Here is a 25,142-nt window from a genome sequence, read left to right on the forward strand (position 1 = left end):
CTATATCGTGCCGTGCAGCGAGGGCCCCAACTTCCGGGGCCTTTTCGTGGCCGGGGCGGCGTGGGCCGCCCTGCATGATGCGGGCGGCCGGGGCCGTGGTCGTTCGTCCAGAAGCGGATCAGCGCGCGGGGCGCTGGGGGTGGAGCGTCTTGAGCGGCACCGGTGGGGCGCCCAGCGGCGCGTCACCGTCGGGCAGCTCCGCGCGCCGGGTGTCGGCCTCGCGGACCGCCGACTCGGTCGACGCCCACTTCATTTCCCGTAGCAGCCAGAGGGCCCGGCCGTCGCCTGGCTCCTCCTCTTCCTTCCGGGCTGCAGCAACGGGTGCGTTGCGCAGCTTGTAGAGGTAGAGCCGGGCGAGCGGGCTGCCCTCAGCACAGTGAGCGTGGCCAGACTCCTGGCACACCGTGCACTGCTCGGCGTGAGCCCGGTACAGCCGGAGCGCGCCCTTGGCGTCCAGGTCCTGGACCACCATGTGAGCAACGGATGGGGCGGCCGCGACCGTCGGCTTGCGTCGCACAGTGGTCCGGCGGCGGGCGGCGGTCTCGGCGCTGCCGTCCTCCAGGCGCTTCTGCCACACCTCGAATTCGATGTCCACGTTGACCAGGCGGTTGCTGCCCTGGCAGCGGACCGCTGCGTCCTTGCCCGCGCGACCCATGTCGTGTGGGACTAACTTCTGCTGCCGGGCCTGGATACCGGTGATCGGCACCCACGTCTTGCAGTCGGGGCAGATCAGCGATGCGCAGGAGGGGCGCAGGTCGTACTGGTGGGGCTTGAGGGTGGAGATGACGAGCGCGGGCCGGGCGCTGGTGTTCCGGGAGCGTGTCCGGCTCTTACGGGGCCGAGCGGTGCGCTGAAAGGTCGAAGCAGACATGTGGACTCCTCAGAGCGGAGTAACAGGGGGCGCGTCGCGGTGCTCTCTCTGCCCTCCGGGCCGCACGGTGAGGCCGGCGTCCCGCAGGACAGACAGCGCACAGCGCTGTGACGTGCTCGCAGGTAGTCGTGCTGTCAGGCCCGGGGGAGTTTGATGCAGCTCTCGACCCCGGCCGCCAAAAAGGGCGGACGACTACTGCGGTCTTGCAGTGATGCTTACTCGGCGCTCCCAGAGGATCACCGACGCCTGACATACATCAGGTTGCATCAGGTACCCTCAGGTGTCAAGCGGTATAGTGAGGCAACCAGACAAGATTGAAGGAGGCGAAGGCAGATGTCCGGGCCACCCCGAGCCGATAACCGGCCGCCGTACGCGCGCATCGCGGGCCACTACCGCGACCTGATCAGCTCCGGGGAGCTCTCGCCGGGCGACCTGCTGCCCAGCATCAAGACACTGGCCACCCAGTGGGAGGTCAGTACCGCCACTGCGGACCGGGCGATGAGACTGCTGCGCGAAGAGAAGCTCGTGCGAGGCATCCCGGGCGTCGGCACCGAGGTGATGGCGCGCCCCATCTCGTTGTCCTCTGGGGCGGAGCGTCACGACCGCAGCAGCAAGACGCAGTCGTCGTGGGGAGTCGGAGAGAAGTCGTCCGGCCACACCGCTGGCATTGTCGCGGCTCCCGAAGACGTCGCTCACGTGTTGGGTATTTCGCCTGGTGACGATGTGATTCGCCGCAGCCGTGTCTACCGAGACGGTCATGGCATCGTCTGCCACTCAACGTCGTGGATCCCGGCGGAATTCGCCCAGGTCGTGCCAGAGCTGGCCCTAAGCGAGCGGCTCAAGGGCGGCCTTTCGTTGGACCTGATAGCTCGCGCAACGGGTCGCCAGGTCGAGAAGCGCGTGGATGAGGAGTCGGCTCGCATCGCCACGCCGCAGGACCTCAAGCTCCTGGAGCTGGAGGGCGGCACCATCGCGGCGATCCTTGTGCTGACCGCGCGCTTCCTGGACGCCGACGGCGAGCTGCTGGAGTACGGCGTGGACCTGGGCGCCCCGGGCCGCACCCGTCGCACGACGTCAGATGTGCAGCGGTGACGACGTACAACGCCGTCGTCCTGGACGACACGCTTGTCTCCTGCCTCGAAGCCCGCCTCGGCCAACTCCTGCGAGCCGAGCGGACCGACACCCTCACACTGGAAGGACGATTCAAGATCACGCGCATCTCTGCCGCTTTGTCCGGCCGACCGGGCCCCGCGCCTCGCGCCATTCTTATGTCCGGTCTGCAGGGTGCTGGCAAAACGACCCTCGCCCGCGCCCTCGAGGAAGCCGGGTTCCGGCGCCTCTGCCCTGACGAGGAAATGTTCCGCCGCTACGGCCACTACGGCAGGGACTTTCCCCGCGGACAGTTCAGGATCAGGGAGGCGCCCGTGCTCAAGGACATCGCTCTCGAGCTCCAGGAACTCCTGGCGGCCGGACACGACGCCGTGGTCGACCACGGCTTCTGGACTCGGGAAGAGCGGGCGCAGTGGGCAGCGACCGCGATGGAGGCCGGCGGCGAGCCCGTTCTCATCTACTTGCCGGTGCCGCATGAGGTGCGCTGGGAGCGGATCCGAAAGCGCAACGCCAAGTCGTTGGTCGACCCGAACAGCATCGAGTTCAGCGAGGAGGATCTGCTTCGGCATGCGGGCCGCTTCTGCCCGCCGACCGACGATGAGCCACACATTGTGTACGACGGTCACCCGGAGAGCGTGCTGGCGACCCTTAGCCGAGGGCTCTGACATGCCGGGCGCAGCGACGACATCCAGGCAACCAGGCCCTCGTTCGAGGTTCGGCATGAGGTCCTCCGACCGGGATGCTGAGTGTGTGGATCAACGTCAACCAGCTTCCGGGGCGAAGACATGGAGCGAGATGTCCCGGCGTGGCAGTGGTGTAGCAACAGCGTGGCAATAAGGCGCTTCGCGCCTGGTAGGTGACCACCAAGGGGGTGTGTAGTGATCGCCGTGGAGCAGTGGACAGGCGAGGAGGCGCTGCTGTTGCGGTCGGTAATGCGTGCGTCGGTACGCGAGTTCGCCGAGCGCCTCGGCATCAGTCCCCGGACGGTTTCGAACTGGCAGAAAAACAGGACCAGCGTGTGCCGTCCGCAGATGGCGCAGATCCTGGACACAGCGCTCAGCCAGTGCACGCCAGGGGAGCAGGAGGCATTCCGTCTGCGCCTGGCAGCCCTTCAGGGGGAGCCGGTTCCGTCCGCGGCCAGTGCGGCAGAACGCCCGGCGCCGTGCACCGTGGTCTCTCACAAGTTCCTGCCTGTGTACCTGGGTGAGCTGAGCACACCGCTGTACGCCGCAGGTACGCCCAGCGAGCCGGGCCCGGGTGGCCTGGAGCAGCGGACGCTCCCGGCTGGCCACCGCTCTGCACAGTCGTCGACGGTGCACGTTTACGCGTGCGGGGTCGCCGTGGTGCACCTGGAAGAGCACCAGCGTGTTGAATCGCTGACCGAACTGGCGGTGTGGCGTTACCGCACCTATCTGAAGGAGCCGGCCTGGGTGGGAGAGTGGATGACCCACCTCCTGATGCAGCACACCGAGGGCAGGGAGGTTGCCAAGCCGTCGCTCATTCCCCAGTACGTGCTGTCGGCCTACGAGCTCCGCGACCATTCCTGGACGGGCTCCGGCCTAGACACCGCTCTCCAGTTACTTGCCACGCCGTCTGTGCTCGTCAATCGACAGGATCCCGCGAACGTGGTGCCGCTTGGGCCGGGGGTGGAAGACGCCAAATTCCGTGACGGTTGGGCTCATCCTGAAGCCGTGACGTTCGATGGCGGGGTTTCTCGCGGCGTGGTCGGCTGGTCTGGTGTCGCCTACCACCCGCGGCCGGAAGAGCGAGCCTTGACCATGAGTCAGGTAGTCGCCTTGGAGCTGGACGTACAAGCGCTTTGGGCGCTTTCGTCTCACATCCTGCACATGATCGAAGACGGCCAGGATCCGGTGATGCCGACGGCCTATGGCTGGCGCTTCTTGCGTAGCGCCTACTTCCGGCTCACCACTGCACGTCCCACCGAGACCGCTCAGCACCGGGTGATGCGCGAGGCGATTCTGGCCACCAGCGAGCTTCCAGATCGGCTGCGCGCCGCCCAGGATGCTCTTCGAGACAGCAATCCGTGACGGCTATGTGGAAGGCGGACTGGGTGGACCCTCGATCGACAGCGCTGCTGGTCATTGACGTGCAGCAGGGCTTCGTGAACCGGCATAGCCGTGGTGTTCTTCCCGCGGTCGTGCGGCTGGTGGAGGGCTGGCGGGCGGCCGGCGCTCCTTTGGTGCTGTCCCGGTTCCACAACGAGCCGGGCTCGCCCTACGAGACGATCACCGGGTGGACCCGGCTGCGCACCCCCGAAGAACAAGCATTCGTTTCGCAGCTCACTCCGTACACGGACAACGCCGCCGCAGTCATCGACAAGGCCCAAGCATCGATCTTCACGCCCGAGGGTGCCCGGATCATCCGGGACGCAGGCTGGACGGACCTGGTGTTGTGCGGCATCGACACGGACGCGTGCGTGTATGACTCCGCGATGGCCGCCTACCAGAGCGGCTACCGGCCATGGATCGTGGTCGACGCCTGCGCCTCCAGTGGAGGCGCTCAGTATCACGACGCGGCTCTGCTGCTGGCGGCCCGGAATCTCGGTGCCGAGCAACTCGTGACCAGCGAGACTGTCCTATCCCGAATCAGTGGACCCCAGGGGGCGCACGCATGATTACACCGTCGTACGAAGCGGACGTGCTGGTGGTCGGCGCAGGGCCAGCCGGGGTGGCGGCTGCGGTCATGGCGGCCAGTCTGAACCTGCGGACTGTAGTTGTTGAGGCTGGTCAGGTCGGCGGCAAGCTGCACGCCATCGGTGCGTTGGAGAATGTGTCCGGCAACTGGTCGACCGGTCCTGAGCTGGCTGCAGCCCTGGCTGCGGATCTAGACCGAATGAAGCAGGCAGGCTGGTGCTCTGTGGTCAACGCCCGTGCCGTAGGAGTCACGGGGTACGACGACCGAGCAGAACTCGCCCTCGAGGATGGGCGGGTATTCACTGCACAAGCGGTCGTGGTCGCCACCGGTGTTGCTTCGTTGACACCGCTCGATGCCGCCTGGATCAGCGCTCCGGCAGAGTTCTCCGCTCCTCCGCTGTGGCGGACGAAGTCCGTGGACCTTGCTGGACGGACGTATGTACTTGGAGGCGACCGGCCTCTCGGCACCTGGTTGCGAAGCCATCCCAAGTCTTCAACGACGTTGAACGTGCTCTACCCGTCTGGAGATGACTACAAGATCACAGAGGTCGCTGGGAACCGGCGCGTCCGTCTCGTGCCCGTATCTCACGTCACGGTGTCCTCGCTGACCTATGGGAGCGGCTGGGCCCTGCAAGTGCAGGATCGGAACGGAGAGCGGAAGTCGTACGTAGCCACCACCGTGTTGAGCAACATCGGCAACAAGCCGGCTGCTCTCCAGGGTCTCGCTGTAGGCGAGGACGGCTACTGCCCACCTGACAAGCAGCACTCCCGAATCCGGATCGCCGGCGACTTGAGGTCGGCGCAGTACCAGCGCATCGCAACCGCCCAGGGCTCCGGGGCCGAAGCCGTGCTCGCCGGCTACTACTCCACCGTGCTTCAGCACGCCTGAGACGAGGTCAACCATGCCGACAGTTGGCAGCGAACGAGGACTTGTGCCACTGCTGGCGCAGGCCTCGGTCGGCATTGGCCTGGTGGCGACACGTAGCCCCCAGGAGGCCTCTAGGTATCGCGGGAACGGTAGGGTGGCCCCGAACGTTGATCAAAAAGAAGTGGCCCCGTCGACCGGCCTTGGCAAGCCGGGAGGGGCCACGTGGCCGAGGGACCTTGTAGGAGGGGTCCCGGGGCCTGCCGAGCACCCTTTTCGCGAGAAGGAAGGTGCCGACGTGATCAGGGTACCCGTACCCGTCACCCGACACACCGCACCCCGCCGTGGGGCCAGCAACCATGCCGGTTGCTGCTCCTTCGACGGGGCGTCCGTGCTGTCATCCGTGCACACCCCGGTCCGCGCCTCTGGTGAGGGGGTCGGGATGACGTAGTCGTCGGGGGCGGCGCCCGTACGGGTCTTCGTACCGCCCCGGGTCGCTCAGCCACAGGTGATTGGGAGTCACCTCGGCTCAGCGCCCATCTGCCACCGGAAGGGCTTGGGAGGCCCCTCCGAAGGGGTTGTCCGTCTGGTTGGGAGCCAGTCGGACAGTTCGGATCGGTTCTGTCACAGGAACCCGAAGCACCGCTCAGGGGGCTTCGTCATGCCGTGAGGCGCGAGCCCCACGACAGGAGTCATTGTGCATGACCTTCCTGCGGGCCGCCAGCTTCGGCATGCCCGCACATACCCGTCATACCACGCAGAGCAGCCACATCACCGTGTGACCGTGGCTGACATCACGTCGTGCGCCGGTCCTACGAGCCAGATCACCGAAGCTGAAAAGCACGTGCTCGGAACTGGCCCGTTCGCGCTCTGCGTCGCGCTTCGCGCCTTCACACGCCCCGTCCCGTGTGACGGGACCAGCTCCAAGAGCCTTAGCCGCCTGACGGGAGCCCTCGGGGCTTTCGCATCTGATCGGAATCTGTCCACAGGTGACCTGGTCCACGGTCGCCGGATGAATCCGATTGCGACTTCTGTCTGGACGGGCCGGTGAGTGCCGGGGCGGCGCCAGCCGCTGTCGGGTTCCAGGTGCCGGCTCCACGGCGTACTCGGACGCGTCTTGGACTTGCTCCGGTCCAGGGTGTGCCGGCTCCGAGGCGTGAGGCCGGGCATCCGCTGGCGCTTGGGAGGAATACGCGGGCGCGGCTGAGGAACGCGCTGCACGCGCTGCTGGACGTGCCCGGCCTGGACAGTGCGCCGGATGTGGTGCGGCTGGCGGTGGTGGTGCTGGCATCGAGGACGTCGGCGGAGTCGGGTGTGGTGGAGATCCGTACGGGTGAGCTGGGCCGTTGGCTCGGGCTGTCCGCGTCGTACGTAGCCTCCGATGTGGTGCCGGTGCTGCGCCGCTCGGGTGTGGTGTCGGTGGAGACGGCGGAGGGCGAGTTCGGCCAGGACGACGGCCTGAAGTGCAAGGTGCTGCCGCTGTGGGCGGCGCAGGACGTGGCCGGGCACCCGCTGAACTTGTCGAAGAAGGAGTACGCGACGCTGCTGCGGCTGTTGGAGGCCGTGATGGCGCCGGGCTGGACGCACCGGGACGGGCGGGTCACACCGGCCGGGTTGATCGGTACGCGTACCGGCCGGGGAGCGGCAACGGACCGCCTGGCGCTGCTGCTGCTGGTGCTGGAGGCGCGGGAGACCGGGCGGGTGCGCCTGTGCGGCGGGGCGGTGGATACCAAGCGCGGCCGGGCGGCGGCGACGGTGGCCCGGCTGCTCGGGTGCACGGCGTCGGCGGGGGAACGGGTGCTGGAGCGCCTGGAGAAGCGGGAGTTGGTGCGCCGGTTCCGGCTGCAGACAGGGTCTGGGCTGGCGAACCGGTCGCGCCTGGTGGTGCTGGCGGTTGCCGCTGCGCACGGCCGCACGGTCGCCGATGCCGTCCGGGAAGACCGTGCGGAGGCCCTTGAGCCCGATTTTTCGGACCCCGACGTTACGGCAGGGCCTGGTGAGGCGCCGAAGCTGGAGACGGAAGCGCTGGTCAGCGGCGTGCCGGTGACCGATGAGGTGGATGTTACAGAGCCCGACGTTGCGGCAGACCTTCACACTGATCACCCTCACCTGGTTACTGCCGTCTTTTCCCCCACTGTCTCTGGTGGCTTTTCCGGCGTAGGCCGTAGTGGGTCTGGTGATCTGCCGGACCGCGCGTACGCGCGCGAGGATCAAGCCGGCGACGGCGAGGCCGCCATTGCCGCGAGCACGTCGCCGGTGGCGGAGGTTAGCCCGCTTCGCGGGGAAAAGCTGGAAGAGTCCCCAGTCGATGAGCGGGGTGGGCAGCGTGCTGCCGTAGCTGGGACTGGTGGTCGGCTGAAGGCGGCGGGCTGGGACAAGACGCAGCGGCAGCGGAGGGCGGGCCTTCCGGCTGATCTTCGTCTGCGGGTGGCGCTGGGGCCGGTCTCCGGGCTGTGGGCGCGGCTGTCCGGCTGGCAGCAGGGCCAGGTCGAGGCGGCGGCGAAGGCGGAGCTGAAGCGCCTGGCGGGCCTGCTGGAGCAGCCGGAGGTCGCGCCGCGGCTGCTAGCTGACCGGCTCACCGACCGCCTGGAAGAGACCGGCGGCGAGGCTCTGGTCAGCAGGCCGTACGGGTGGCTGATCGGGCGGGGCCTGGTGCAGCGTCAGGCATGCACGGACCGGCGCTGCGACGACGGCATCCGGCTGGACACCGGCGGCGAGTGCGAGAACTGCGGCAACGTAATCCACATCCGCCGCGCCCAGCGCGCCCGGATCGCTGCGGACATCGACCGGGAGCTGCCCGGCCTGAGTGACCGCGAGCGCAGGCGCGTCCTCGAGGAGCGGCTGCGGGAGCAGGCCGCCATCGAGGCGGAGGACTACGTCCGGCGGCGCGAGCAGGCCGCAGCCGAGCAGGCCTGCCGCGATGCCGCCCGGGAGCTGGCCAAGCGCGAGCGCCAGGCAGCGGCCGCCGCCGAAGCGGTCCGCCAGGCCCTGCCGTGCGAGGACTGCGGGCAGGAGCGGTCAGCCGGCCTGTGCGAGGCGTGCGGCTACCGGCGCCGGACCGAGGCGGCGATCGTGGAGGCCGGGCTGGTCGAGGCCATCTGGTCGGCCGACCTGACCGACCCGGGCGCCGTCGCCGCCGTCACCGCCAAGGTGCGAGCGACGCTGGAGCGCGACATCGCGGCCGTCCGCGCCGACTACCTGCGCGCCATGGACCCCGCAGACCAGGAGGCCGACCCGGTAGGCACCGCGTCCGTGCTCGCATACGGCGCCCTACACACCGTTCAGGAGGCTCTCCCGGATTACCGGCGATGCGCCCTGGCGATGCTGGGCCGGGCCAAGGAGGCCGAAGCGGAAGCCCGGCGGGCGTACAAGACCGAGCAGGGCCGCCACTGGTTCAAGCACAACCCGAACGGCGCGGACGCCCTGGCGGCGGCGACGAAGGCCGCCGACTCCGCCCGGGAGCGCACGGCCGAGCACCTGCTCGCGGTGCGACTGGGGCAGCTGCGCGAGCAGCAAGCCATGGGCACCAAGCAGGCCGCGGCCGCGCCGTGGACGGACCGGCTGCCCGAGCTCGCCGCCCGCCCGCTAAACGCCGACACGGCCGGGGCGGTGATCGCATGAGCGCCGAGCTGAGCGACATCGACCTGGCGCGCCAGGCCCTGGCCGCCGCCCGGGAGGCGGCGAAGAAGAACGGGGCCGCCCGGAAGCGGCGCACCGGCACGGTCGTACGCCGGGACGGCCGTGAACTTCTCGGGCTCGGCAGCGCGATCAGCATGATGATGACCGAGCGCGGCATGGTGGCCCCGGACGCGGGCGGCAGCGTCCTCGCGCAGTTCGACGACATCCTCGCCGCGGCCGCGCCGGAACTCGCCGGTCACGTCCAAGCCGTTGCGTTCGACTCGGACACCGGGGCACAAAGCTGCGCTGGAGCGCGCCGAAGCTGTTCGCGGCCGCCAACGAGAAGGTGCAGGACGCGAATGTCCGCACGCTGCGCGTCTTGGCGCCCGCCCTCATGAAGGCCGGCCCCGCCATGGCGGCCGCCGGCCCGAATCCGACGACCGTGCCCGCCGCGCGGGTGCAGCGACGGACCCCGCCGGACGGCTACCGCCTTGCCGTCAAGGCACACCGCCAGGCCGTCCGGCCGTCGAGGGTGGCCCCGGCCATCGCGGAAGCGGTGGAGCGACAGACCGCCACGATCGGGAGCTGAGCCCCGCCGCGCGTTTCCCGAGCCGGACGTCGTCGCGGACGACGCGCCGACCTCGATCGAGGCGACCCGGGCGCAGCGACGCCGCCAGGCTGCGGCCACCGAGGGGAGCAGACCAGGGCGTAGCCGCCGGCGTTGTTGCCGAGGGGGCCATCCCCGCGGGCGCGGAGAGCAGATCATCATCGAGCCGGACGGGGTGGATGCCTCGGGACCATCCCCGCGAGCGCGGGGAGCAGCCGGACGTCGCGCTGGCCACACTGGATAAGGCGGGACCATCCCCTTGGGCGGGGAGCAGTCTTCCAGGTGGTGGTCGGACACCTGCCCCGTGGGACCATCCCCGCGGGCGCGGGGAGCAGGAGCTACCGCCGAAGACCAGGGCATCGAAGGCGGGACCATCCCCGCGGGTGCATTCTTACCGCGCCATCGGCTTCTTTTCCAAGTCTTTCACCGAATCTGACATACCGGCTAAAGCGCAGCTGTCGCGGCCGCTTTGCCGCCACCTTGCCGCGGATTGGCCATGCCGATCAGCACACCGATCACGATGACGGCCAGCAGCAGGAACATCTTTCCTTTCAGGCCCACCTGGGTTCCCCCTCCGCAGTACGGCTGATCGACGTCACCGTACCGCCGGGGCGGGCTCGCCACCGATGCGGACGAGGGTCTCCGCAAAAGAGCGGTGGTCGGCTACGGCGTGACGGGCGCGCGCCCAGGGCCAGCCGAAGAACTGCCGCTGGACCGGCACGGTCAGTGCGAGCAGCAGCTCCAGCTTGGTCGCCTCCTCCCGCTCGGACAGGAACACGATGCGGGCGTTGCCGGCGTAGTCGATGGCGAACTGGATCAGCCGCTGGGTGGGCCAGCTGCCGGCGTACGTCGCGCAGTTGTCGATCAGCCAGCGGGTCGCGTCGTCGATCTGCTGCCACCAGCGCTCACGCTCGCCGGCCAGCCGCTCGCGCATGACGGGAGTCCACCCCGGCTCGTCGTCCGCCGGGAGTTGCAGCCTGCTCAGCAGCGCGCACGCCGAGATGATCCGCGTCATGCTCGCGCTGAAGGTGTCGCGGCTCGCCAGGACCTCTCCCACCCGCTTCTTGCGGGCCTCCATGCGCGGAGTGACGAACAGGCCGGTCGCAAGGGCGGTGACGACGGCGGTGGCGGCGGCCACCAGCAGGGTCCAGAAGATCGCAGGCATGGCGGTCATGCTCCCGCGCTCGGCCGCGCGGCGCAGACGTTCAGGCAGACGGACCCTGGATCTCGCCCCGGAAGGTCCAGGTCGGGGTGCCGGTAAGAGCCGTGTCACCGGCCGCAAATGGTGACTGACCGACCCCGTGAGCTGCGGATCAGGTGAAGGTGCGGGCGCGTTCGAGTCTCGTGGTGTTCGACTTTGGGCGCCTCCATCCGGGGTGTACCGCTACCCGCAGCCCGGAGTGGCGCCACAATCTCGAGGCCGCTTCCCCTAAGCAGGGGGCGTGACGACTGAGCTCGATCGGCGGCGGGCCCGGACACGCCGCATACGGCTCCTGCGCCGGATTGGTTCCTGGGTGCTCGCCCTGGGCGGGGCCCTGGCCCTGTTGGTCGGTCTGCCCTGGCTGGTGTGGCGAGGGCCGTACCTGCTCGATAAGGGGTACATCAAGACGTCCACGGTGGGTGAAGCCGGCGGTTCGGCCGCGCTGATCACTGGCCTGCGCACCGCCCTCGTGGCGTGTGCGGCCGCGATCGGCGCCGGAGTGGCCCTGGTGTACACGATCCGCAACTACCGGCTGACCCGGCGCGGGCAGGTCACCGACCGGTTCACCAAAGCCCTGGAGCGCCTCGGGTCCAACCACAGGTATGTGCGGATCGGCGGAGTGTTGGCGCTGGAGCAGATCGTCCAGGACGCCCCCGAGCAGGCCACCCACGCCGCCCAGGTGCTAGGCCACTTCGTGCGCGATCGCGCTCCGGCCCGCCCAGGCCCATCGAATGCCCCGGACGGCGAGGCAACCACGACGGACACCTCGCTACCCACGTCTCCGGAAGCAGACATCCAGGTGGCCTTGACCGCTCTAACGCGTCCCGAATCGCGCACGCACGTCGACGACCGCGAAAGGCTCGACCTCGGAAACCTTCACCTTGCTGGCGCATCCCTGGTCGGGGCGGACCTCACCGGCGCATCCCTGGTCAGGGCGGACCTTACCGGCGTCGTCCTGGCCGGGGCGGACCTTGCCGGCGTCGTCCTGGTCGGGGCGGACCTCAAAGGCGCCCACCTCCCCTATGCGGACCTCACCGGCGCCCACCTCCCCTATGCGAACCTCACCCGCGCCTCCCTGGTCGAGGCGAACCTCACCCGCGCCGACCTGGCCGAGGCGAACCTCACCCGCGCCGACCTGGCCGAGGCGAACCTCACCCGCGCCGACCTGGCCGGGGCGAACCTCACCCGCGCCTCCCTGGTCGAGGCGAACCTCACCGGCGCCGACCTGGCCGAGGCGAACCTCACCGGCGCCGACCTGGCCGAGGCGGACCTCACCCGCGCCAAATTGGGCGGGGCGAACCTTGCCGATGTCCGGGGATTGAGAACAGAGCAAGTCAGGTCGGCGCGTATCACCGCGGAGACGGTGCTGCCGCCCGACATCAGGACGGCCCGGGGGCCGTCCACGACCTGAGGAGCGGATCGCCGTCTGCCGCTATGCCGACGACCCGAACCCGCCCCACCGGCAAGCATGATCAAGATCACCGGCGTTTTCGGCTGGTGACACGATTCTTACCTGCACCCCAGGTCCTGCGCACGCGCTCGATACCGTCGGTCTCCTCGATGAGGCGGATGACCACATGCGGGTCGGTGCCGTAGAGCCCGACCCACTCCGTGTACCGGTCCCGTGCGGTGCCGGGGACGGTCCACTCGCCCTCGACCGCCGGACCGTCCGCCGTGAACTGCAGCCGGGCGAGATGCGTGGTTCCCATGGCCTCCTCCTCGCCGCGGTGCTCGCAGTCCATTGTCCGCGTGTCCGAGGCCGGAGAGGTGCAGTGTGCGGCGCGCTGTGCCCCCAGCCCGGGTCAGGCACCGCCGTGGGCGTCAGCGGTACCGGCACCGGGACGGTGGGTGACGGGATGGATGTCAGTGGCGTGCTCTACCGTCCCGGGTGGCGTGGCATGGCGTCCGGAAAGTCGTGCGGCCGGTTGTCAGACCCTGCGGGTAAAGTACCTCCGCCCACATTCGGAACCGCAGCTTCCGTTGCGTTTCACTATGCGAACCCCCGGCAAAACGGGTCAAATCTCACCGTCCGCTTGTGTGTTGACTCACCCGTCCGAGGGCCATCCGAAGTGTGATTCGGATCACTCTATTGACTGGAAACACCCTTCCACCTGGGCAGTTACCGGACTTAAGGGTCTGATCTGCGGGGATAGACATCCCGTTAGCTGTCGCACGATCACCGCGAAATGAGGCACGATGGGGGCACCGCTGCTTCCAGGTGTGACAGTCGTCACAAACGGCCGTATCCGCTTGCGTACGCAGCGGTAACCGCATTCGGAAACGAAGGAAGGCCCCACCCGACGCCCGCGAAGCATCCAGGTGAGGCCTCCCTCATGTGCACCGTGTGCAGCGCGGGCCCCGACCGGTCAGGTCGGGGCTTTCCGCGTTACCAGGGCCAGTTGTCCATCATGACCTTGTAGGCCGTGCGGACCACCAGCTCCAACCACCAGGCGGTCCAGGTAGACCGGTCCCGACGGCTACAGCAACGGCAGTGAACCTCAGACTGCTCAGGCTGATCCTGCATCGTCATCTGGCTCTATCACCCCTTCCCCGAAGGGGCCGTGAGTTTCACGGCTCCCGTGGTGGAGGCGCACAGATTTCGTGCTCCTCGCGCGAGGGCACGAGCGTTCGTGAACCTCTTGGGGTGTGTGGCCGCACACTACCCGAGCGGCGGGGCGCACCGCGCTCGCGTCAATGTCGCTCCCTCACAAAAGCGGAAGGCACTGGGTGCCACTTAGGCGAGGCACACTTGCGGTCCTTCGGGACCGGCTGCGTGCCGCCCAAGCGCTCTACCAGGCACCGTTGGTGACGGTACGTCGGGTACGCGGTGCCACGGTCGGGTTGTTCCCGGGGCGGGCGTGCGTAACGTCACACAGGTAGCGCGCCCTGCGGGTGAACATGCGCCCCTGTGCTCTCGTGCGCGACCGCCCGCGCCCGACAGCCCTGCGCCTGGAGAGCATTGGGCGGACTGTCGGCCGTCGGCATCAGGTCCTGGCAGATCTCGGCACGGGCCGGTCGACCGGCGGTCACCCGGCAGCCGGCACTGCCCCTTCACCGAATGCGGCGACGTCGCCGGGCAGCATGTCGTCGCGGAGCTGGACGGCCCGTACCGGGTGCCGCCAGACTCCCCGGTCGGCCGCCGAGTAGCCGTGGGTCTAGCGCTGGTCGGGCCAAGCGGCCAGGGCTGTTTCTCTTCGCGCGCCTGGGCGACCTCCGTGCGGAGCTGCGTGACAAGAGCGCGTAGCCGCGCCCGGTCACGTGAACGTGGCGTGCTCCGCACCGCACACGCCGACCATCGGCCGCGGCCCGCTACGCGTTCCTGTGGCCCGCCTCGCCTCGCCTCGCCTCGCCCGGCCCGGGCGAGGCAAGGCGGGGCTCTGCAGAGTCGCGATCCGGGCGCCGTGGTCGTACACCGGACCCATGGAACTGCGACCGCCGGTGACGCCAATGCTGGCGCAGGGACGAGATCAGCTGCCCGCGCCCGGGGCGCTGCCGGGCGGTCTCGCCTTCGAGCTGAAGCTGGACGGCTACCGAGCGCTCCTGTTCACCCCGAACCCCGCGCCCGGTCCGGTCCTGCTCCAGTCCCGCCGGGGCGCCCTGATCCAGGACCGGTTCCCCGACCTGGTCCGTGCCGCCGCCTCCCTGCCCGACGGCCTGGTGCTCGACGGCGAGCTGGTGGTGTGGGCCGGCGAACGGTTGTCGTTCGAGGCGTTGCAGCGGCGCGCGGCCTCCGGCGGGCGGACGGCCGTACGGCTCGCCGAGGAACTGCCTGCGCACTTCGTCGTCTTCGACGTCCTCCAGGCCGGCGGCGAGGTGCTGCTGAAACAGCCGTACACCGCGCGGCGCGCACGCCTGGAGGAGTTGTTCACGGAACACGCCCTGGCCCCGCCGTGGCTGCTGTGCCGGGCTACGGACGATACGCGCATCGCGCAGGAGTGGCTGACGACGTGGACGCAGCAGCCCGGGGTCGAGGGGCTCGTGATCAAAGGCCGGGAGCAGCACTACCTGCCCGGGGTGCGCGGCTGGTACAAGGTCCGCCGCCGGGACACCACCGAGGCCGTCATCGGCGCGATCATCGGGACCCTGACACGTCCCCGGAGTCTGCTGCTGGGCCGGTACGACGCGGCCGGCGCACTGCGGCCGGTGGCCCGAAGTACCCCGCTGCACCCCGATACGGCCCGGCATCTGGCCGCACGGCTCACCGCGGCCGGATCGGGACATCCTTGGCAGGGCGTGCGGTTCACGGCGTCGTGGGGCTCGCACACCCCGCTGGACGTGGTGTTGGTCGAGCCGGAGTTGGTGGCGGAGATCGACGTGGACACCGCCCGGGACCGGGGAGTCTGGCGGCATCCAGTACGGGCCGTCCGGCTCCGCGACGACATGCTGCCCGGCGACGTCGCCGCATTCGGTGAAGGGGCAGTGCCGGCTGCCGGGTGACCGCCGGTCGACCGGCCCGTGACGTAAAATAGAACATGTAAACGATGAGATTCCGGAGCCGGTCGAGGCGCGGCCGTGGCGCCCGGAGGATGGGCCGCCCCCGATCGTGTGGACCTGGCCTCTGACGGATCCGCCGGCGCTATGGCTGAGGTCGCGGGGCCGGTGGCGGTGGGCCACGGTCCGGATCCGGCAGGACTGGGCGGGCGGCCGGGTCGCCTATCAGGTGCTGGCGGACCTCGACGGCTCGACCTCGATGGTGACCCGGGCGTACTGGTGGCCGCATCGGGTCTGCGCGTCGCGCGGCGCAGTGCGTCCGCCCCGTTCCGGGAGGCGGGTCGCGGCGGCGAGATGCCCGTGCCACCTCACTCAACCACGGCGCCCCAGTGAGCGACGGGTCACGCTCTACAGGCCGTGACCTGCAGCGGACATACCAGGACCCCGGACGGCGAGCCGCCCGGGGTACCTGTTCGTCACCGAACCTCGGCAAGAGCAGTCATGGTGCTCACGACCCCGGATCGCTCCCCTTCCCGATGTCCTTCCGGCTCCCGCAACCGCACCTCTTTTCGCCCTTGATCGAGCGCCAACAGTCGCGGACGGACTTGTACGCCTTGGCCGCCTTCTGCATCAGTCCGGGAGTCACATCGAACAGGTGACTCAGAATTATGACAACGATGTCAATGAATCCGATGATGATGATCGCCCACAGCAGCATTGCCCAAACCCTCTTAGCGGGGGTGCTGGCATCGGCACAGCGGCCTTCGAGCACCCGGTGAGTACCGAACGAGCCGCCGCTTGCCGACGTTCAAGACGGTCTCGGGCGCGACGCGCGCGCGGAGAGTAGGGGCAGCAACAATGTCGGTCATGGACGGGCTGCGCAGACGCCGGGCCGCAGAGCCGCATCCATGAGCCGAAAAGCGTTGACCAGTGCCTTTTGACTACAGCACGCCGGTGCGGCGTCAGGCAAGAAGGGGCTGGAAGTGAAGGGCTACAAGATTTCACCCCTATGTTGTCTATACCATTCAACGCGCATACATGATCGTGCTCGCGGGACCAGGGCCGCGTCGGAGATCGGCGCGGTCTTCCTGACGACCGTGATGAAGACCGTGCTGTTCTTCATGAAGGCGGTGCTGTCCTTCACCTACAGCACGCCGATCATGGCGTTCTCCTCCCAGCCCTCGCCGGCCTCGAAGTAGCCCTCCATCGCGGCGGAGTTCTCCACCCATCCGCCCTGCCTGGCGATGACCTTGCGGTCGTTGCCCGCGCGGCGGGACTCCTCGGCGGCGCCGCGGCGGGGGGAGTGGCCGGTGTAGCGCTGCAGCAGCTCGGAGCGCGCGGTCAGCTCGGTGGTGATGGTGCCGATGGTCTCGGGGTCGAGTCCGCCGGGCAGCGGGGTGTGCCAGCGGTTGTGCAGCGGTTTGAAGGCGAAGTTGTCCGGGTCGGCGAGGCCGGCGGCGTCCCGCCACGCGCGCCACGCCCGGACCGGGCAGGTGGAGGGCCTGCTGCCGTAGGGCATTTTGACCTTGCGCGGTGCGATCTTGGAGACCCGGATGTCGACCTCCAGGCCGTGCTCGACCTCCGCGATGTGGCGCAACCGGAGGTAGGCGACCTCGTGCTCGCGGGCGGTGAGGGCGAAGTGCAGCAGCACGATGGCCCGGTTGCGGATGCCCAGCCGGTTCTCGGGGGCGGCCTGGACGGCGGCGCGCAGCTGGGGCACGAGCAGGGCGGGCGCCGGCCCGCGCCCGCGGGTCTCCTCGGTCTTCTCCATCTCCCTCACCTTGGCATTGAGCACGTACCGGGCGCGGGAGGCGACCTTGCGGTCCAGCTGCAGCCCGTAGTCGGTGCGGCCGGTGACGACGACTCCGGGCAAGCGGCGGTCGATGGTCGAGGGCGCCGTGTAGGTGCCCTCCTTCCACCCGGGCTGCCACCACAGCCACTCCACGAACGCGGTCAGCGATCCGGGCGTGATGGCCGTGACGGGGAGTTCGAGCAGCGCACAGAACTGCTCCCACTGCTTCCAGTCGGCGGCGTACCCGTCGGTGGTGTTCTTCGGGCGCAGGTCCTGCTCGTGCTTCTTCGAGCGCTCCTCCAGCTCCTGCAGCTTGGCGAGCACGTCGGGGGTGAACTCGGCGCCGGGCACGGGCGAGACGCCGGCGGCGGCCGGGAGGACCAGAGAGGGCGCCACTACGCGGGGTGTGTCCAGATCCGTCACGTTCTCCTCCGATCGTCCGTCAGTTCGCTTATTTCGTACCGTGCTTTGTCGCATCTGGTGCAGGCATATGTAAGCGGTCAGGTGCCTGGTGCTCGACGCAGTACCTCACAGGTGCCAGGTCCGGGACGATTCGCGTGACAACGGTTAGCACCGTCGAATCGCCATCTCGCTGGGGATCCGTACGGGAGAATGCGCGCAGTTCGTGGGAAGCGGGGGAGCCGGTGGCGCAGCGGGTGATCGCGGGCAGGTATGAGCTGCAGCAGTTGCTGGGCCGGGGCGGCATGGGGGAGGTGTGGGCGGCCCGCGACAGCGTGATGGAGCGTTTTGTGGCGGTCAAACTGCTCCAGCCGCATCTCGGGACGACCGAGGGTGAGCAGCTGTTCTTCCGGGAGGCCCGCACGGCGGGGGCGTTGAGTCATCCAGGGATCGTCACCGTCCACGATCTCGGACGGGACGGCGACGGCACGCTCTACCTGGTGATGGAGAACGTTCCCGGCCGGAACCTGGGCGTGGTACTGCAAGACGGCCTGCCGCCGGTCGCGGACGTCCTGGCGTGGACCGCGCAGGTCGCCGACGCGCTGCACGCCGCGCACAGCGTGCGGATCCTGCACCGTGACCTCAAACCGGAGAACCTGATGCTCACCCCGGCGGGCAGCGTGAAGATCCTCGACTTCGGAATCGCTCGCTACATCTCCACCCTGACCGTTACCAGCCGCGTTGTCGGCACAATCGCCTACATGCCGCCCGAGCGGCTCCTAGGCAAGGTCGGCGACGCCCGCGGGGACCTGTATTCGCTCGGCTGCGTGCTGTACGAGCTACTGACCGGCCGCACCCCGTTCGGTGGCCTCGACTCCCTGGCCCTGATGTACGCCCATGTGAACACCCCGCCCACACCGCCCTCCAGCCACCGCCCCGGCCTGCCGCCCCATCTCAACGCACTGATGGCCGAACTCCTCGCCAAGGAACCAGACGACCGGCCCGCCAGTGCCGCCGATGTCCGTGACCGCCTCAGCCACCCACCCGCGTCCCCGCCTTCTGTATCACCGACGGACCCGCCGGCAGAGCCCAGCCACCGGCTTGTCGGCACCGTCATCGGCGGCCTCCGGCCCCCACCGGCCCGGCCCGCCATGGCGAAGCCCTCCCGCCAGCTCTGGACGCACACCACCGGCCGCGCGGTCCGTTCGTCGCCGGCGGTCGTGGACGGCACTGTCTACATCGGAAGCCGCGACAAGAAGGTGTATGCGCTGGACGCGGCCACCGGCACCCCCCGCTGGACACACGCCAGCGGCAGCGCCTGGAGGCATTTCCTCACCACCTCATGGCCTTCGTCGCCGGCGGTCGTGGACGGCACCGTCTACATCGGCAGCAACGACAAGAAGGTGTACGCGCTGGACGCGGCCACCGGCACCCCGCGCTGGACACACACCACCGGCGACGAAGTCTATTCGTCGCCGGCGGTCGTGAACGGCACCGTCTACATCGGAAGCGACGACCACACGGTGTACGCGCTGGACGCGAACACCGGCACCCCCCGCTGGACACACACCACCGGCGGCGAGGTCCGTTCGTCGCCGGCGGTCGTGGACGGCACCGTCTACATCGGAAGCCGCGACAATAGGGTGTACGCGTTGGACGCGGCCACCGGTATCCCCCGCTGGACGCACCTCACCGGCCACTGGGTCGTTTCATCCCCCGCGGTCGTGGACGGCACCGTCTACATCGGCAGCGGCGACAACACGGTGTACGCGCTGGACGCGACCACCGGCCACCCCCGCTGGACGCATACCACCGGCGGCTGGCTCTTTTCGTCGCCGGCGGTCGTGGACGGTACCGTCTACATCGGCAGTTGGGACCACAAGGTGTACGCCCTGAACGCGGCCACCGGCACCCCCCACTGGACCCACACCACCCACGGCGCGGTCGAGTCGTCGCCGGCGGTCGTGGACGGCACCCTCTACATCGGAAGCCGCGACAAGAAGGTATACGCGCTGGACGCGGCCACCGGCACCCCGCGCTGGACACACACCACCGGCGACTGGGTCTTCTCGTCGCCGGCGGTCGTGGACGGCATCGTCTACATCGGCAGCGATGACAGGCGGGTGTACGCGCTGGACGCGGCCACCGGTCAGGACGGCGCCTCGTAATCGGGGCATCCTGGCGCCTGGGAGGACCCGGCCGGTGTGACAGCCGTCTACAGCACGCCGAGCAGGGCGTTGTCCTCCCATTGGTCGACGACTTCGAGGTAGCCGGCGAGGACCTTGGAGTGGGGGGCCCAGCCGCCCTGTTTGGCGATGACGATCTGGTCGTGGCCCTTCAGGCGGGAGGACGTGGCGAGGCCTCGGCGGGGGCTGTGGCCGGTGAATCGGACCTCGATCCCGGCGCGTTCGCCGGCGCGGGTGACGACGTCGCCGATCGCTGCGGGCTGCAGGCCGCCCTCCATTACGGTGTGCCAGCGGTTGTGCAGGCGGCGCCAGGCGTATCCGTCCGGGTCGGTGAGGCCAGCGGCCTCCTTCCACGCCTGCCAGGCTCTCACCGGGCAGATCGAGGGCCGGGAGCCGTAGGGGACCGGGACGACGCGGGGCCGGACCTTGGATACGCGCAGGTCGGCCTGGATGCCGGCGGGGGTCTCGGCGTAGTCGCGGACGCGGTTGAAGGCGAGTTCGTGCTCGCGGCCGGCGACAGCGAAGTGCATGAGCACCATGGCGCGGTCCCGGATGCCCCTGAGGTTGTCCGGGCAGGCGGCGCTGATCTTCACCAGGTGCTCGACCAGCAGCGGAGGGGCCTGGCCCCGGCCGCGGGTCTCCCCTTTCTCTTCCATCTCCTTGACCAGCTGCTTGAGGCGGTTGCGGGCGAGGCGGGCGACGCCGTCCTCCAGCCGCACGCCGTGCTCGGCGCGGGCGGTCACCACGGTGCCGGAGATGCGGCGGCCGATGGTCGACGGCGCGATGTACGTTCCCTTCTTCCCGCCGGGCTGGGTCCACAGCCACTCGACGAACATCACCAGCGTGCCGGGGGTGACGGCGAGCACGGGCACTCCGGAGTCGGCGCAGAACTTCGTCCAGCTCGCCCAGTCCTGGGCATAGCTTCGGCGGGTGCTTTCCGGGCGGCCGTCGGCGACGGTGCGCACGGCCTGGCGGTCGATGTGGTCGAGCGCGGCCTGGGTCGCGGTGTCGTACTCCTCAGGCCGGGCCGGCGCGGCCGGGATGACGACCGGTTCAACCGTCTTCTGACCATCTGACATGAGACACCCCGTTCACCGGATTTACGCGCTTCCCTGGACTCCTGATATGGAGTTATCCCGGAACCATGACCGGCAGGTGCCGGCGAACATCCGAGGGCCCTCGGGAGGGCCGGGCCGTCCGGCCCTCCCGACCGTCGGGGCCTACTCGTCAGTCGTTACCGGCGAATCCACCGGGACCGTTCATCAGCTGCTTCACAGACTTCCGCAGACGGACCCCCAGCCGCTCCCACCAGGTGCGTGGTTCCCGGTCAGGCCGGGTACTTACGTAGACGGCCAGCGCTACCGCGGTCACGGGGAGGACCAGGACGGAGAAGCCGAGCGCGAGCCGCCAGACGTTGAGATCCTTCACCCTCTCAAAACCTGCAGCCGGAGTGACGTCCCTGCTCTGACCCCACCACCAGGCTGTGCCCCATGCCACCAGGGCCAGACCCAGGGCTCCGAGAGTCACCCGCAGCGTGACCATCCCCCGCGAGACATGGGTGGCCACCGTGCCCGGTGCGGTGTTCATGATCGTGGCGGTCTCCGCCTGGGTGAACTCCAGCGCCTTGTTGAGCAGCACGGCCTTTCGCTGCTGTGGCGGCAGAGCATCCAGTGTGTCCGCGAGGTCCAGGCGCCGGTCGGCGGCACCGATGGGGTCGGCGGGGCCGGCGGCTTCCAGCTGGACGTCCGCGTCCAGGCTCCCGTACGGCTGGCCGGTCCGGTAGCGCTGCGCCGCGCGCCAGACCTCGTTCTTGACCACGGTGAAGACGTACGGGCGCAGTTTCTGGACCGGCTTCTTGCGTGCAAGGACGCTCGCGAGGGCATTCTGCACCACGTCATCGGCATCCACCCAGGCCTGCGGGACGTCGAAGGCCCTCAGCCTCTTCCGTGCGTAGCCGACCAGCTGCCCGTACTGCTCGGCGGCCAGGGCCGCTACCGCCTCGGCGCGTTCCGTCGCCTGATCCTCAGCCATGCCGCCCCCGCCTCGTCGCACGGCGCGCACCGCCCGCCTCCCGCCGTGCGCGCTCCAGCTCCGCCTTGCCTGCCGCCCGGATGCGGAAGGCGATGCTGTTGAGCACGCTCTTCAGTCCCGGCGCGCACACGACCACCAGGAACATGATGACGGTGCCCACGCCCGTAACCTCCACGAAAAACCCCTCCAGTCGGCGGCCTTGAACGCCTCACCCTGAAGCGGCGGCCGTACGACTCCCTGACAGTCGTGCGACGACGGGATTCTTGACACCACAGCCAAGATTTTTTTGGAGGAGCGTCAGCGGGGCCTGCCCGAACTGCTCTCTCTCGCCCCGTACGGACGGTGGCGGCCGTGATTGACACCCTGGGGCCGTCACGTATGCCCTGCTGGAGGTCGCCGCGGCGATCCGGGCGCACACCGGTAGCCCGCGCGGGCATCGCGTGCACGGCCACGTCGACGTAGCCGTGCACGCGGGTCAGTCTGCTGAGTCGGGCTGGGTGCCGGGCGCGAGCGTCGCCGGCCGGGCCGGAAGGTCACCGGGATTTCCTGTACCGCAACTACTCACAACCGGGACGCGGTCTGCGGCCACCGTACCGGCGTGGTCCTGGTGCTCATCCCTGATCGCGTCGGCGGGCGCGCTTCTCGGCGCGGGCCTTGGTGACGGCGACGGCGGCCTACCTCCCAAAGGGCTTGTTCGCCGAGGCCGACCTGCTCGACTCCCTGCCCGGCGTCCGCCTGCCTGATCTGGACGAGTTGCGATCTAGAGGAGTTCTTGGCACCTGCCCGGTGACGCCTCCGGCTCCGCGGCGGACCCTCGGCCCCGGCGGCCGTGCCGACGAGGAGCTGCCGCCCCATCCCGCCTGATGGGTCAGCCGGGTTATAGGCCGGGCACCCCTTCCCGTACGATGCAGGGGACTCACCGCAACACAACCTGGCTGACCGGGACGCACGCCCTGGGACGCCACGAGGGGGCCCGAAGCTGGCGGCAACCGGCGACAGACCCCCTGCGGCGAGTACTGCAGTCACCGGGCCCGGCCGTCTTCCCATCGGCCGGGCTCACTGCTGAGCACAGGCCTTGCGGCGGGGTGATCCGGTTTCCTGGTCACGACCAGAAGGACCGCAGCACGTCGATGGCCGTGACGATCACGGGCGCCCAGTCGATGAACGCCTGACGCCAGATCAGGACGCGCTCGAAGCAGGCGCAGTGCTCGTGCTGGTCCATCGGTGCCTCCCCTCACTAAGCCCCAAGTGGCCCTTGGGGAAGGGCCTCTGTCCCTGAGGGACAGAGCACATGAGGGGCTCGTGCGGTGAAGCAGCCCCCAGCATAAGCCGGTTGGCAGCCGACTCCGACCGGGGGACCACAACTTCTGGGCAGCTGTAACCATCCAACCACTACATGTGGGGCCCGGCTCATACATCGGAGCTAACGTGCGTGTCGCGCGGCATGACCAGCGGAAACGGTGCTAGAGCGGATCCCGTAGTGCTGGCAGCAGGCGAACGTGCAGCCGGCAGCGGCTGCTTACGGGCTGCGGAGAGACCGTGGGCCGCGGCCCATGTGCGACACCGCCTTGGGCAGGGAGCGCGGGCCGGCGGGATGCCGAGCCCGCCTGGCTACCAAGCCGCCTCCGGCCAGGCTCCCCGCACCAGTCACGGTGCCGAGGTGGCGCCGATGACCGCCGATCCCGGCAAGTCTTCCGCACGTTTTCACTCGAATGAGTGTTTGGAAAGCAACTATCGTTGTGCGGCAGAGAGACCACCGAGAGGGGCCGATGAACCCACCGTCGAGGCCCCGGCCTCTCAGAACTCCATGTTCCCTGGGGCCGGACTAGGCCCTGGAGTCCTAGCTCAGACACTGACCGCAAAGTAGTAGTCAGGGCTTCGTGAGCGCGGTCTTCTTCGACTGGCAGGTACTCGTACACCGTCGGCCTCGGCACTTCGAACGTGTCGGCAATCTCCTGAACGGTCTTCTCCACCAGTTACCTGCGGCTGGTGTCTGGGCTAGGACTCCGGCGCCTTCCCGTAACGCGGGCCGCCCTACGATGACCAGCGTGACAGGCCTTCGCGCCCCCGGCTCTGACCCTCAGCACATAGCCATGGGGACCGCCGAGACCGACCGACAGCTGACCGAGTCCACCCGCCTCATGTACTCCGCTGACATGGCCGCCTTCACTGCCTGGTGCGCGAGCGTCGGTCGGCGGCCGCTGCCTGCTACCCCGGAGACTGTCACTGAGTACGTGGCGCACTTGACCGTAACCCCGTCGCCGCAGACCGGCCGCCCGCTCGCCCCCGGGACCATCAATCGCGTCCTGACCGCCGTCCGCGCTGCGCACAGGGCGGACGCTCTGCCCGCCCCTGAGACCGAGGGCGCCCGCAAGGTACTGTCCGGCTACCGTAAACGCCTGGCCGCCGCCAAGATCCGAGCCGAGGCCCGGGCCGCCCGCCCGCGTAGGGCCGCGCCCTCCCCATCGGACGCCTTGCGCGAGATGCTCGCCACCCTTGACCAGGACACGCTCATCGGGAAGCGGGACGCCGCTCTGTTGCTGCTCGGCTACGCCTGCACCGCCCACGTCTCTGAGCTGGCCGCGCTCAATCAGGCCGACGCCGTGGAGACCAACGCCGGGCTCCTGGTCACCATCTACCGGCGCAAGCTCAAGCGGCACGACAAAGTGGCCGTGCCCTACGGCTCCAACCCCGCCACCTGCCCTGTACGTGCCGTCCGCGCGCTGCTCGCCGCGCTGAACGCCAAGGGTCGCACCGCTGGACCGCTGTTCGTCCGCATCGACCGGCACGGCCGAATCGTCCCACCCATGACCCGCCACAGCCAGACCATCGAGGACCCCTCCGGCCGCATCACCCCGACCGCCGCGGCCGCCGTCGTCACCCGCGCCGCCACGTTCGCGGGCTTCGAGGGGCAGTGGGCTGGCCACTCCCTGCGCCGCGGATTCGACACCGCCGCCCGCCGCGCCAGCCCCACCCTTGAAAAGAAGACCGCGCTCACGAAGCCCTGACCACTACTTTGCGGCCGGTGTCTGAGCTAGGACTCCAGGGCCCTCTCAGAACCCCATGTTCCCTGGGACCGGACTACGCCAGGACGCCGGCTATCTGTTAGGCCGACGGCGGCCGACAGCCCGAGGGGCACGGCGACCCTTGCTGTTCGATGGGACGTTCGTCTAGACGCCGTCGGCTAGGACGCTGAGGCCCGGAGCAACTCCGGGCCTCAGTCCGCTCAGTCTTCGTCTGTCTCGGACGGTCGTGGCTGGGCACGGCGGCCGCGAAGGCGTGCGGCCCCCCAGGCAGAAGCTGTGAGGACCAGTGCGGCGCCGAGGCTGCCGAAGAATTCAGGTAGCGAGGCGCGAAGAAGCTCGTACATGGAACAC

At 69.2% G+C, this 25,142-nt stretch carries 21 protein-coding genes; 13 read left to right on the plus strand and 8 right to left on the minus strand.

Annotation, left to right across the window (positions count from 1 at the left end; all coding sequences use genetic code 11):
* Positions 1 to 118: 118 nt before the first annotated feature.
* The gene (locus ABZ923_RS29130) at positions 119 to 871 is read right to left on the minus strand and encodes a hypothetical protein (RefSeq protein ID WP_361477154.1); all 753 of its coding nucleotides are present in this window, start codon (positions 869 to 871) and stop codon (positions 119 to 121) included.
* Between the two features lie 333 nt (positions 872 to 1,204).
* Here ABZ923_RS29130 and ABZ923_RS29135 point away from each other — a divergent pair, with 333 nt between their 5' ends.
* From ABZ923_RS29135 to ABZ923_RS29170, 8 genes are all read left to right on the plus strand, one after another.
* Positions 1,205 to 1,963: a GntR family transcriptional regulator gene (locus ABZ923_RS29135; RefSeq protein ID WP_361477157.1), complete on the plus strand. Its 759-nt coding sequence runs from the start codon at positions 1,205 to 1,207 to the stop codon at positions 1,961 to 1,963.
* The gene (locus ABZ923_RS29140) at positions 1,960 to 2,646 is read left to right on the plus strand and encodes an ATP-binding protein (protein ID WP_361477160.1); all 687 of its coding nucleotides are present in this window, start codon (positions 1,960 to 1,962) and stop codon (positions 2,644 to 2,646) included. Before ABZ923_RS29135 ends, ABZ923_RS29140 begins: the two co-directional genes overlap by 4 nt.
* A 213-nt stretch (positions 2,647 to 2,859) precedes the next feature.
* Positions 2,860 to 4,029, plus strand: a complete 1,170-nt coding sequence (locus ABZ923_RS29145; RefSeq protein ID WP_361477163.1) for a helix-turn-helix transcriptional regulator — start codon at positions 2,860 to 2,862, stop codon at positions 4,027 to 4,029.
* A gap of 5 nt (positions 4,030 to 4,034) precedes the next feature.
* Positions 4,035 to 4,616 (plus strand): isochorismatase family cysteine hydrolase, encoded by a 582-nt coding sequence (locus ABZ923_RS29150; protein WP_361477166.1) that lies wholly within the window; start codon positions 4,035 to 4,037, stop codon positions 4,614 to 4,616.
* Complete coding sequence (locus ABZ923_RS29155) at positions 4,613 to 5,524, plus strand: FAD-dependent oxidoreductase (RefSeq protein ID WP_361477169.1); 912 nt, start codon at positions 4,613 to 4,615, stop codon at positions 5,522 to 5,524. Before ABZ923_RS29150 ends, ABZ923_RS29155 begins: the two co-directional genes overlap by 4 nt.
* A 1,209-nt stretch (positions 5,525 to 6,733) precedes the next feature.
* The gene (locus ABZ923_RS29160; protein ID WP_361477172.1) at positions 6,734 to 9,121 is read left to right on the plus strand and encodes a hypothetical protein; all 2,388 of its coding nucleotides are present in this window, start codon (positions 6,734 to 6,736) and stop codon (positions 9,119 to 9,121) included.
* Positions 9,118 to 9,516 (plus strand): hypothetical protein, encoded by a 399-nt coding sequence (locus tag ABZ923_RS29165; protein WP_361477175.1) that lies wholly within the window; start codon positions 9,118 to 9,120, stop codon positions 9,514 to 9,516. The genes ABZ923_RS29160 and ABZ923_RS29165 overlap by 4 nt, the downstream gene beginning before the upstream one ends.
* The gene (locus ABZ923_RS29170; protein ID WP_361477178.1) at positions 9,498 to 9,707 is read left to right on the plus strand and encodes a hypothetical protein; all 210 of its coding nucleotides are present in this window, start codon (positions 9,498 to 9,500) and stop codon (positions 9,705 to 9,707) included. Before ABZ923_RS29165 ends, ABZ923_RS29170 begins: the two co-directional genes overlap by 19 nt.
* 613 nt (positions 9,708 to 10,320) lie before the next feature.
* Here ABZ923_RS29170 and ABZ923_RS29175 read toward each other — a convergent pair.
* Complete coding sequence (locus ABZ923_RS29175; protein ID WP_361477181.1) at positions 10,321 to 10,890, minus strand: hypothetical protein; 570 nt, start codon at positions 10,888 to 10,890, stop codon at positions 10,321 to 10,323.
* Positions 10,891 to 11,239: 349 nt separating this feature from the next.
* On the opposite strand from ABZ923_RS29175, the gene ABZ923_RS29180 reads away from it, so the two are divergent.
* On the plus strand, positions 11,240 to 12,337 hold the full coding sequence (locus ABZ923_RS29180) for a pentapeptide repeat-containing protein (RefSeq protein WP_361477184.1): 1,098 nt from the start codon (positions 11,240 to 11,242) through the stop codon (positions 12,335 to 12,337).
* 67 nt (positions 12,338 to 12,404) lie between these two features.
* Here ABZ923_RS29180 and ABZ923_RS29185 read toward each other — a convergent pair whose 3' ends face one another.
* Entirely contained in the window at positions 12,405 to 12,635 is a 231-nt protein-coding gene (locus ABZ923_RS29185; protein ID WP_361477187.1) for a hypothetical protein, read from the minus strand.
* 1,711 nt (positions 12,636 to 14,346) lie between these two features.
* Here ABZ923_RS29185 and ABZ923_RS29190 point away from each other — a divergent pair.
* Positions 14,347 to 15,363, plus strand: a complete 1,017-nt coding sequence (locus ABZ923_RS29190; protein ID WP_361477190.1) for an ATP-dependent DNA ligase — start codon at positions 14,347 to 14,349, stop codon at positions 15,361 to 15,363.
* A gap of 502 nt (positions 15,364 to 15,865) precedes the next feature.
* Here the strand turns inward: ABZ923_RS29190 and ABZ923_RS29195 are convergent.
* Entirely contained in the window at positions 15,866 to 16,129 is a 264-nt protein-coding gene (locus ABZ923_RS29195) for a hypothetical protein (protein WP_361477193.1), read from the minus strand.
* Positions 16,130 to 16,501: 372 nt separating this feature from the next.
* A complete protein-coding gene (locus ABZ923_RS29200; RefSeq protein ID WP_361477196.1) occupies positions 16,502 to 17,572 on the minus strand; it encodes an integrase in 1,071 nt (356 codons plus the stop codon).
* Positions 17,573 to 17,793: 221 nt separating this feature from the next.
* Between ABZ923_RS29200 and ABZ923_RS29205 the strand changes: the two genes are divergently transcribed.
* Positions 17,794 to 19,716: a serine/threonine-protein kinase gene (locus ABZ923_RS29205; protein WP_361477199.1), complete on the plus strand. Its 1,923-nt coding sequence runs from the start codon at positions 17,794 to 17,796 to the stop codon at positions 19,714 to 19,716.
* A gap of 47 nt (positions 19,717 to 19,763) precedes the next feature.
* Here the strand turns inward: ABZ923_RS29205 and ABZ923_RS29210 are convergent, their stop codons facing one another.
* From ABZ923_RS29210 to ABZ923_RS29220, 3 genes are all read right to left on the minus strand, one after another.
* Complete coding sequence (locus tag ABZ923_RS29210) at positions 19,764 to 20,813, minus strand: integrase (RefSeq protein ID WP_361477202.1); 1,050 nt, start codon at positions 20,811 to 20,813, stop codon at positions 19,764 to 19,766.
* 148 nt (positions 20,814 to 20,961) lie between these two features.
* Entirely contained in the window at positions 20,962 to 21,765 is an 804-nt protein-coding gene (locus tag ABZ923_RS29215; protein ID WP_361477205.1) for an RNA polymerase sigma factor, read from the minus strand.
* A complete protein-coding gene (locus ABZ923_RS29220; protein WP_361477208.1) occupies positions 21,758 to 21,925 on the minus strand; it encodes a hypothetical protein in 168 nt (55 codons plus the stop codon). The genes ABZ923_RS29215 and ABZ923_RS29220 overlap by 8 nt, the downstream gene beginning before the upstream one ends.
* A gap of 530 nt (positions 21,926 to 22,455) precedes the next feature.
* Here ABZ923_RS29220 and ABZ923_RS29225 point away from each other — a divergent pair.
* Both ABZ923_RS29225 and ABZ923_RS29230 read left to right on the plus strand, forming a co-directional pair.
* Positions 22,456 to 22,629: a hypothetical protein gene (locus ABZ923_RS29225; protein ID WP_361477210.1), complete on the plus strand. Its 174-nt coding sequence runs from the start codon at positions 22,456 to 22,458 to the stop codon at positions 22,627 to 22,629.
* 1,379 nt (positions 22,630 to 24,008) lie between these two features.
* A complete protein-coding gene (locus ABZ923_RS29230) occupies positions 24,009 to 24,773 on the plus strand; it encodes a hypothetical protein (protein WP_361477213.1) in 765 nt (254 codons plus the stop codon).
* Positions 24,774 to 25,142: the final 369 nt, after the last annotated feature.

It is taken from the genome of Streptomyces sp. NPDC046881 (genome assembly GCF_040645015.1).
Taxonomy (GTDB): Bacteria; Actinomycetota; Actinomycetes; order Streptomycetales; family Streptomycetaceae; genus Streptomyces.

What these genes read in the sequence shown, in the direction of transcription:
- ABZ923_RS29210 (WP_361477202.1), bottom strand. Translation starts at nt 20,813, where the DNA reads ATGTCAGATGGTCAGAAGACGGTTGAACCGGTCGTCATCCCGGCCGCG.
- ABZ923_RS29215 (WP_361477205.1), bottom strand. Translation starts at nt 21,765, where the DNA reads ATGGCTGAGGATCAGGCGACGGAACGCGCCGAGGCGGTAGCGGCCCTG.
- ABZ923_RS29175 (WP_361477181.1), bottom strand. Translation starts at nt 10,890, where the DNA reads ATGCCTGCGATCTTCTGGACCCTGCTGGTGGCCGCCGCCACCGCCGTC.
- ABZ923_RS29185 (WP_361477187.1), bottom strand. Translation starts at nt 12,635, where the DNA reads ATGGGAACCACGCATCTCGCCCGGCTGCAGTTCACGGCGGACGGTCCG.
- ABZ923_RS29190 (WP_361477190.1), top strand. Translation starts at nt 14,347, where the DNA reads ATGGAACTGCGACCGCCGGTGACGCCAATGCTGGCGCAGGGACGAGAT.
- ABZ923_RS29135 (WP_361477157.1), top strand. Translation starts at nt 1,205, where the DNA reads ATGTCCGGGCCACCCCGAGCCGATAACCGGCCGCCGTACGCGCGCATC.
- ABZ923_RS29165 (WP_361477175.1), top strand. Translation starts at nt 9,118, where the DNA reads ATGAGCGCCGAGCTGAGCGACATCGACCTGGCGCGCCAGGCCCTGGCC.
- ABZ923_RS29155 (WP_361477169.1), top strand. Translation starts at nt 4,613, where the DNA reads ATGATTACACCGTCGTACGAAGCGGACGTGCTGGTGGTCGGCGCAGGG.
- ABZ923_RS29150 (WP_361477166.1), top strand. Translation starts at nt 4,035, where the DNA reads ATGTGGAAGGCGGACTGGGTGGACCCTCGATCGACAGCGCTGCTGGTC.
- ABZ923_RS29130 (WP_361477154.1), bottom strand. Translation starts at nt 871, where the DNA reads ATGTCTGCTTCGACCTTTCAGCGCACCGCTCGGCCCCGTAAGAGCCGG.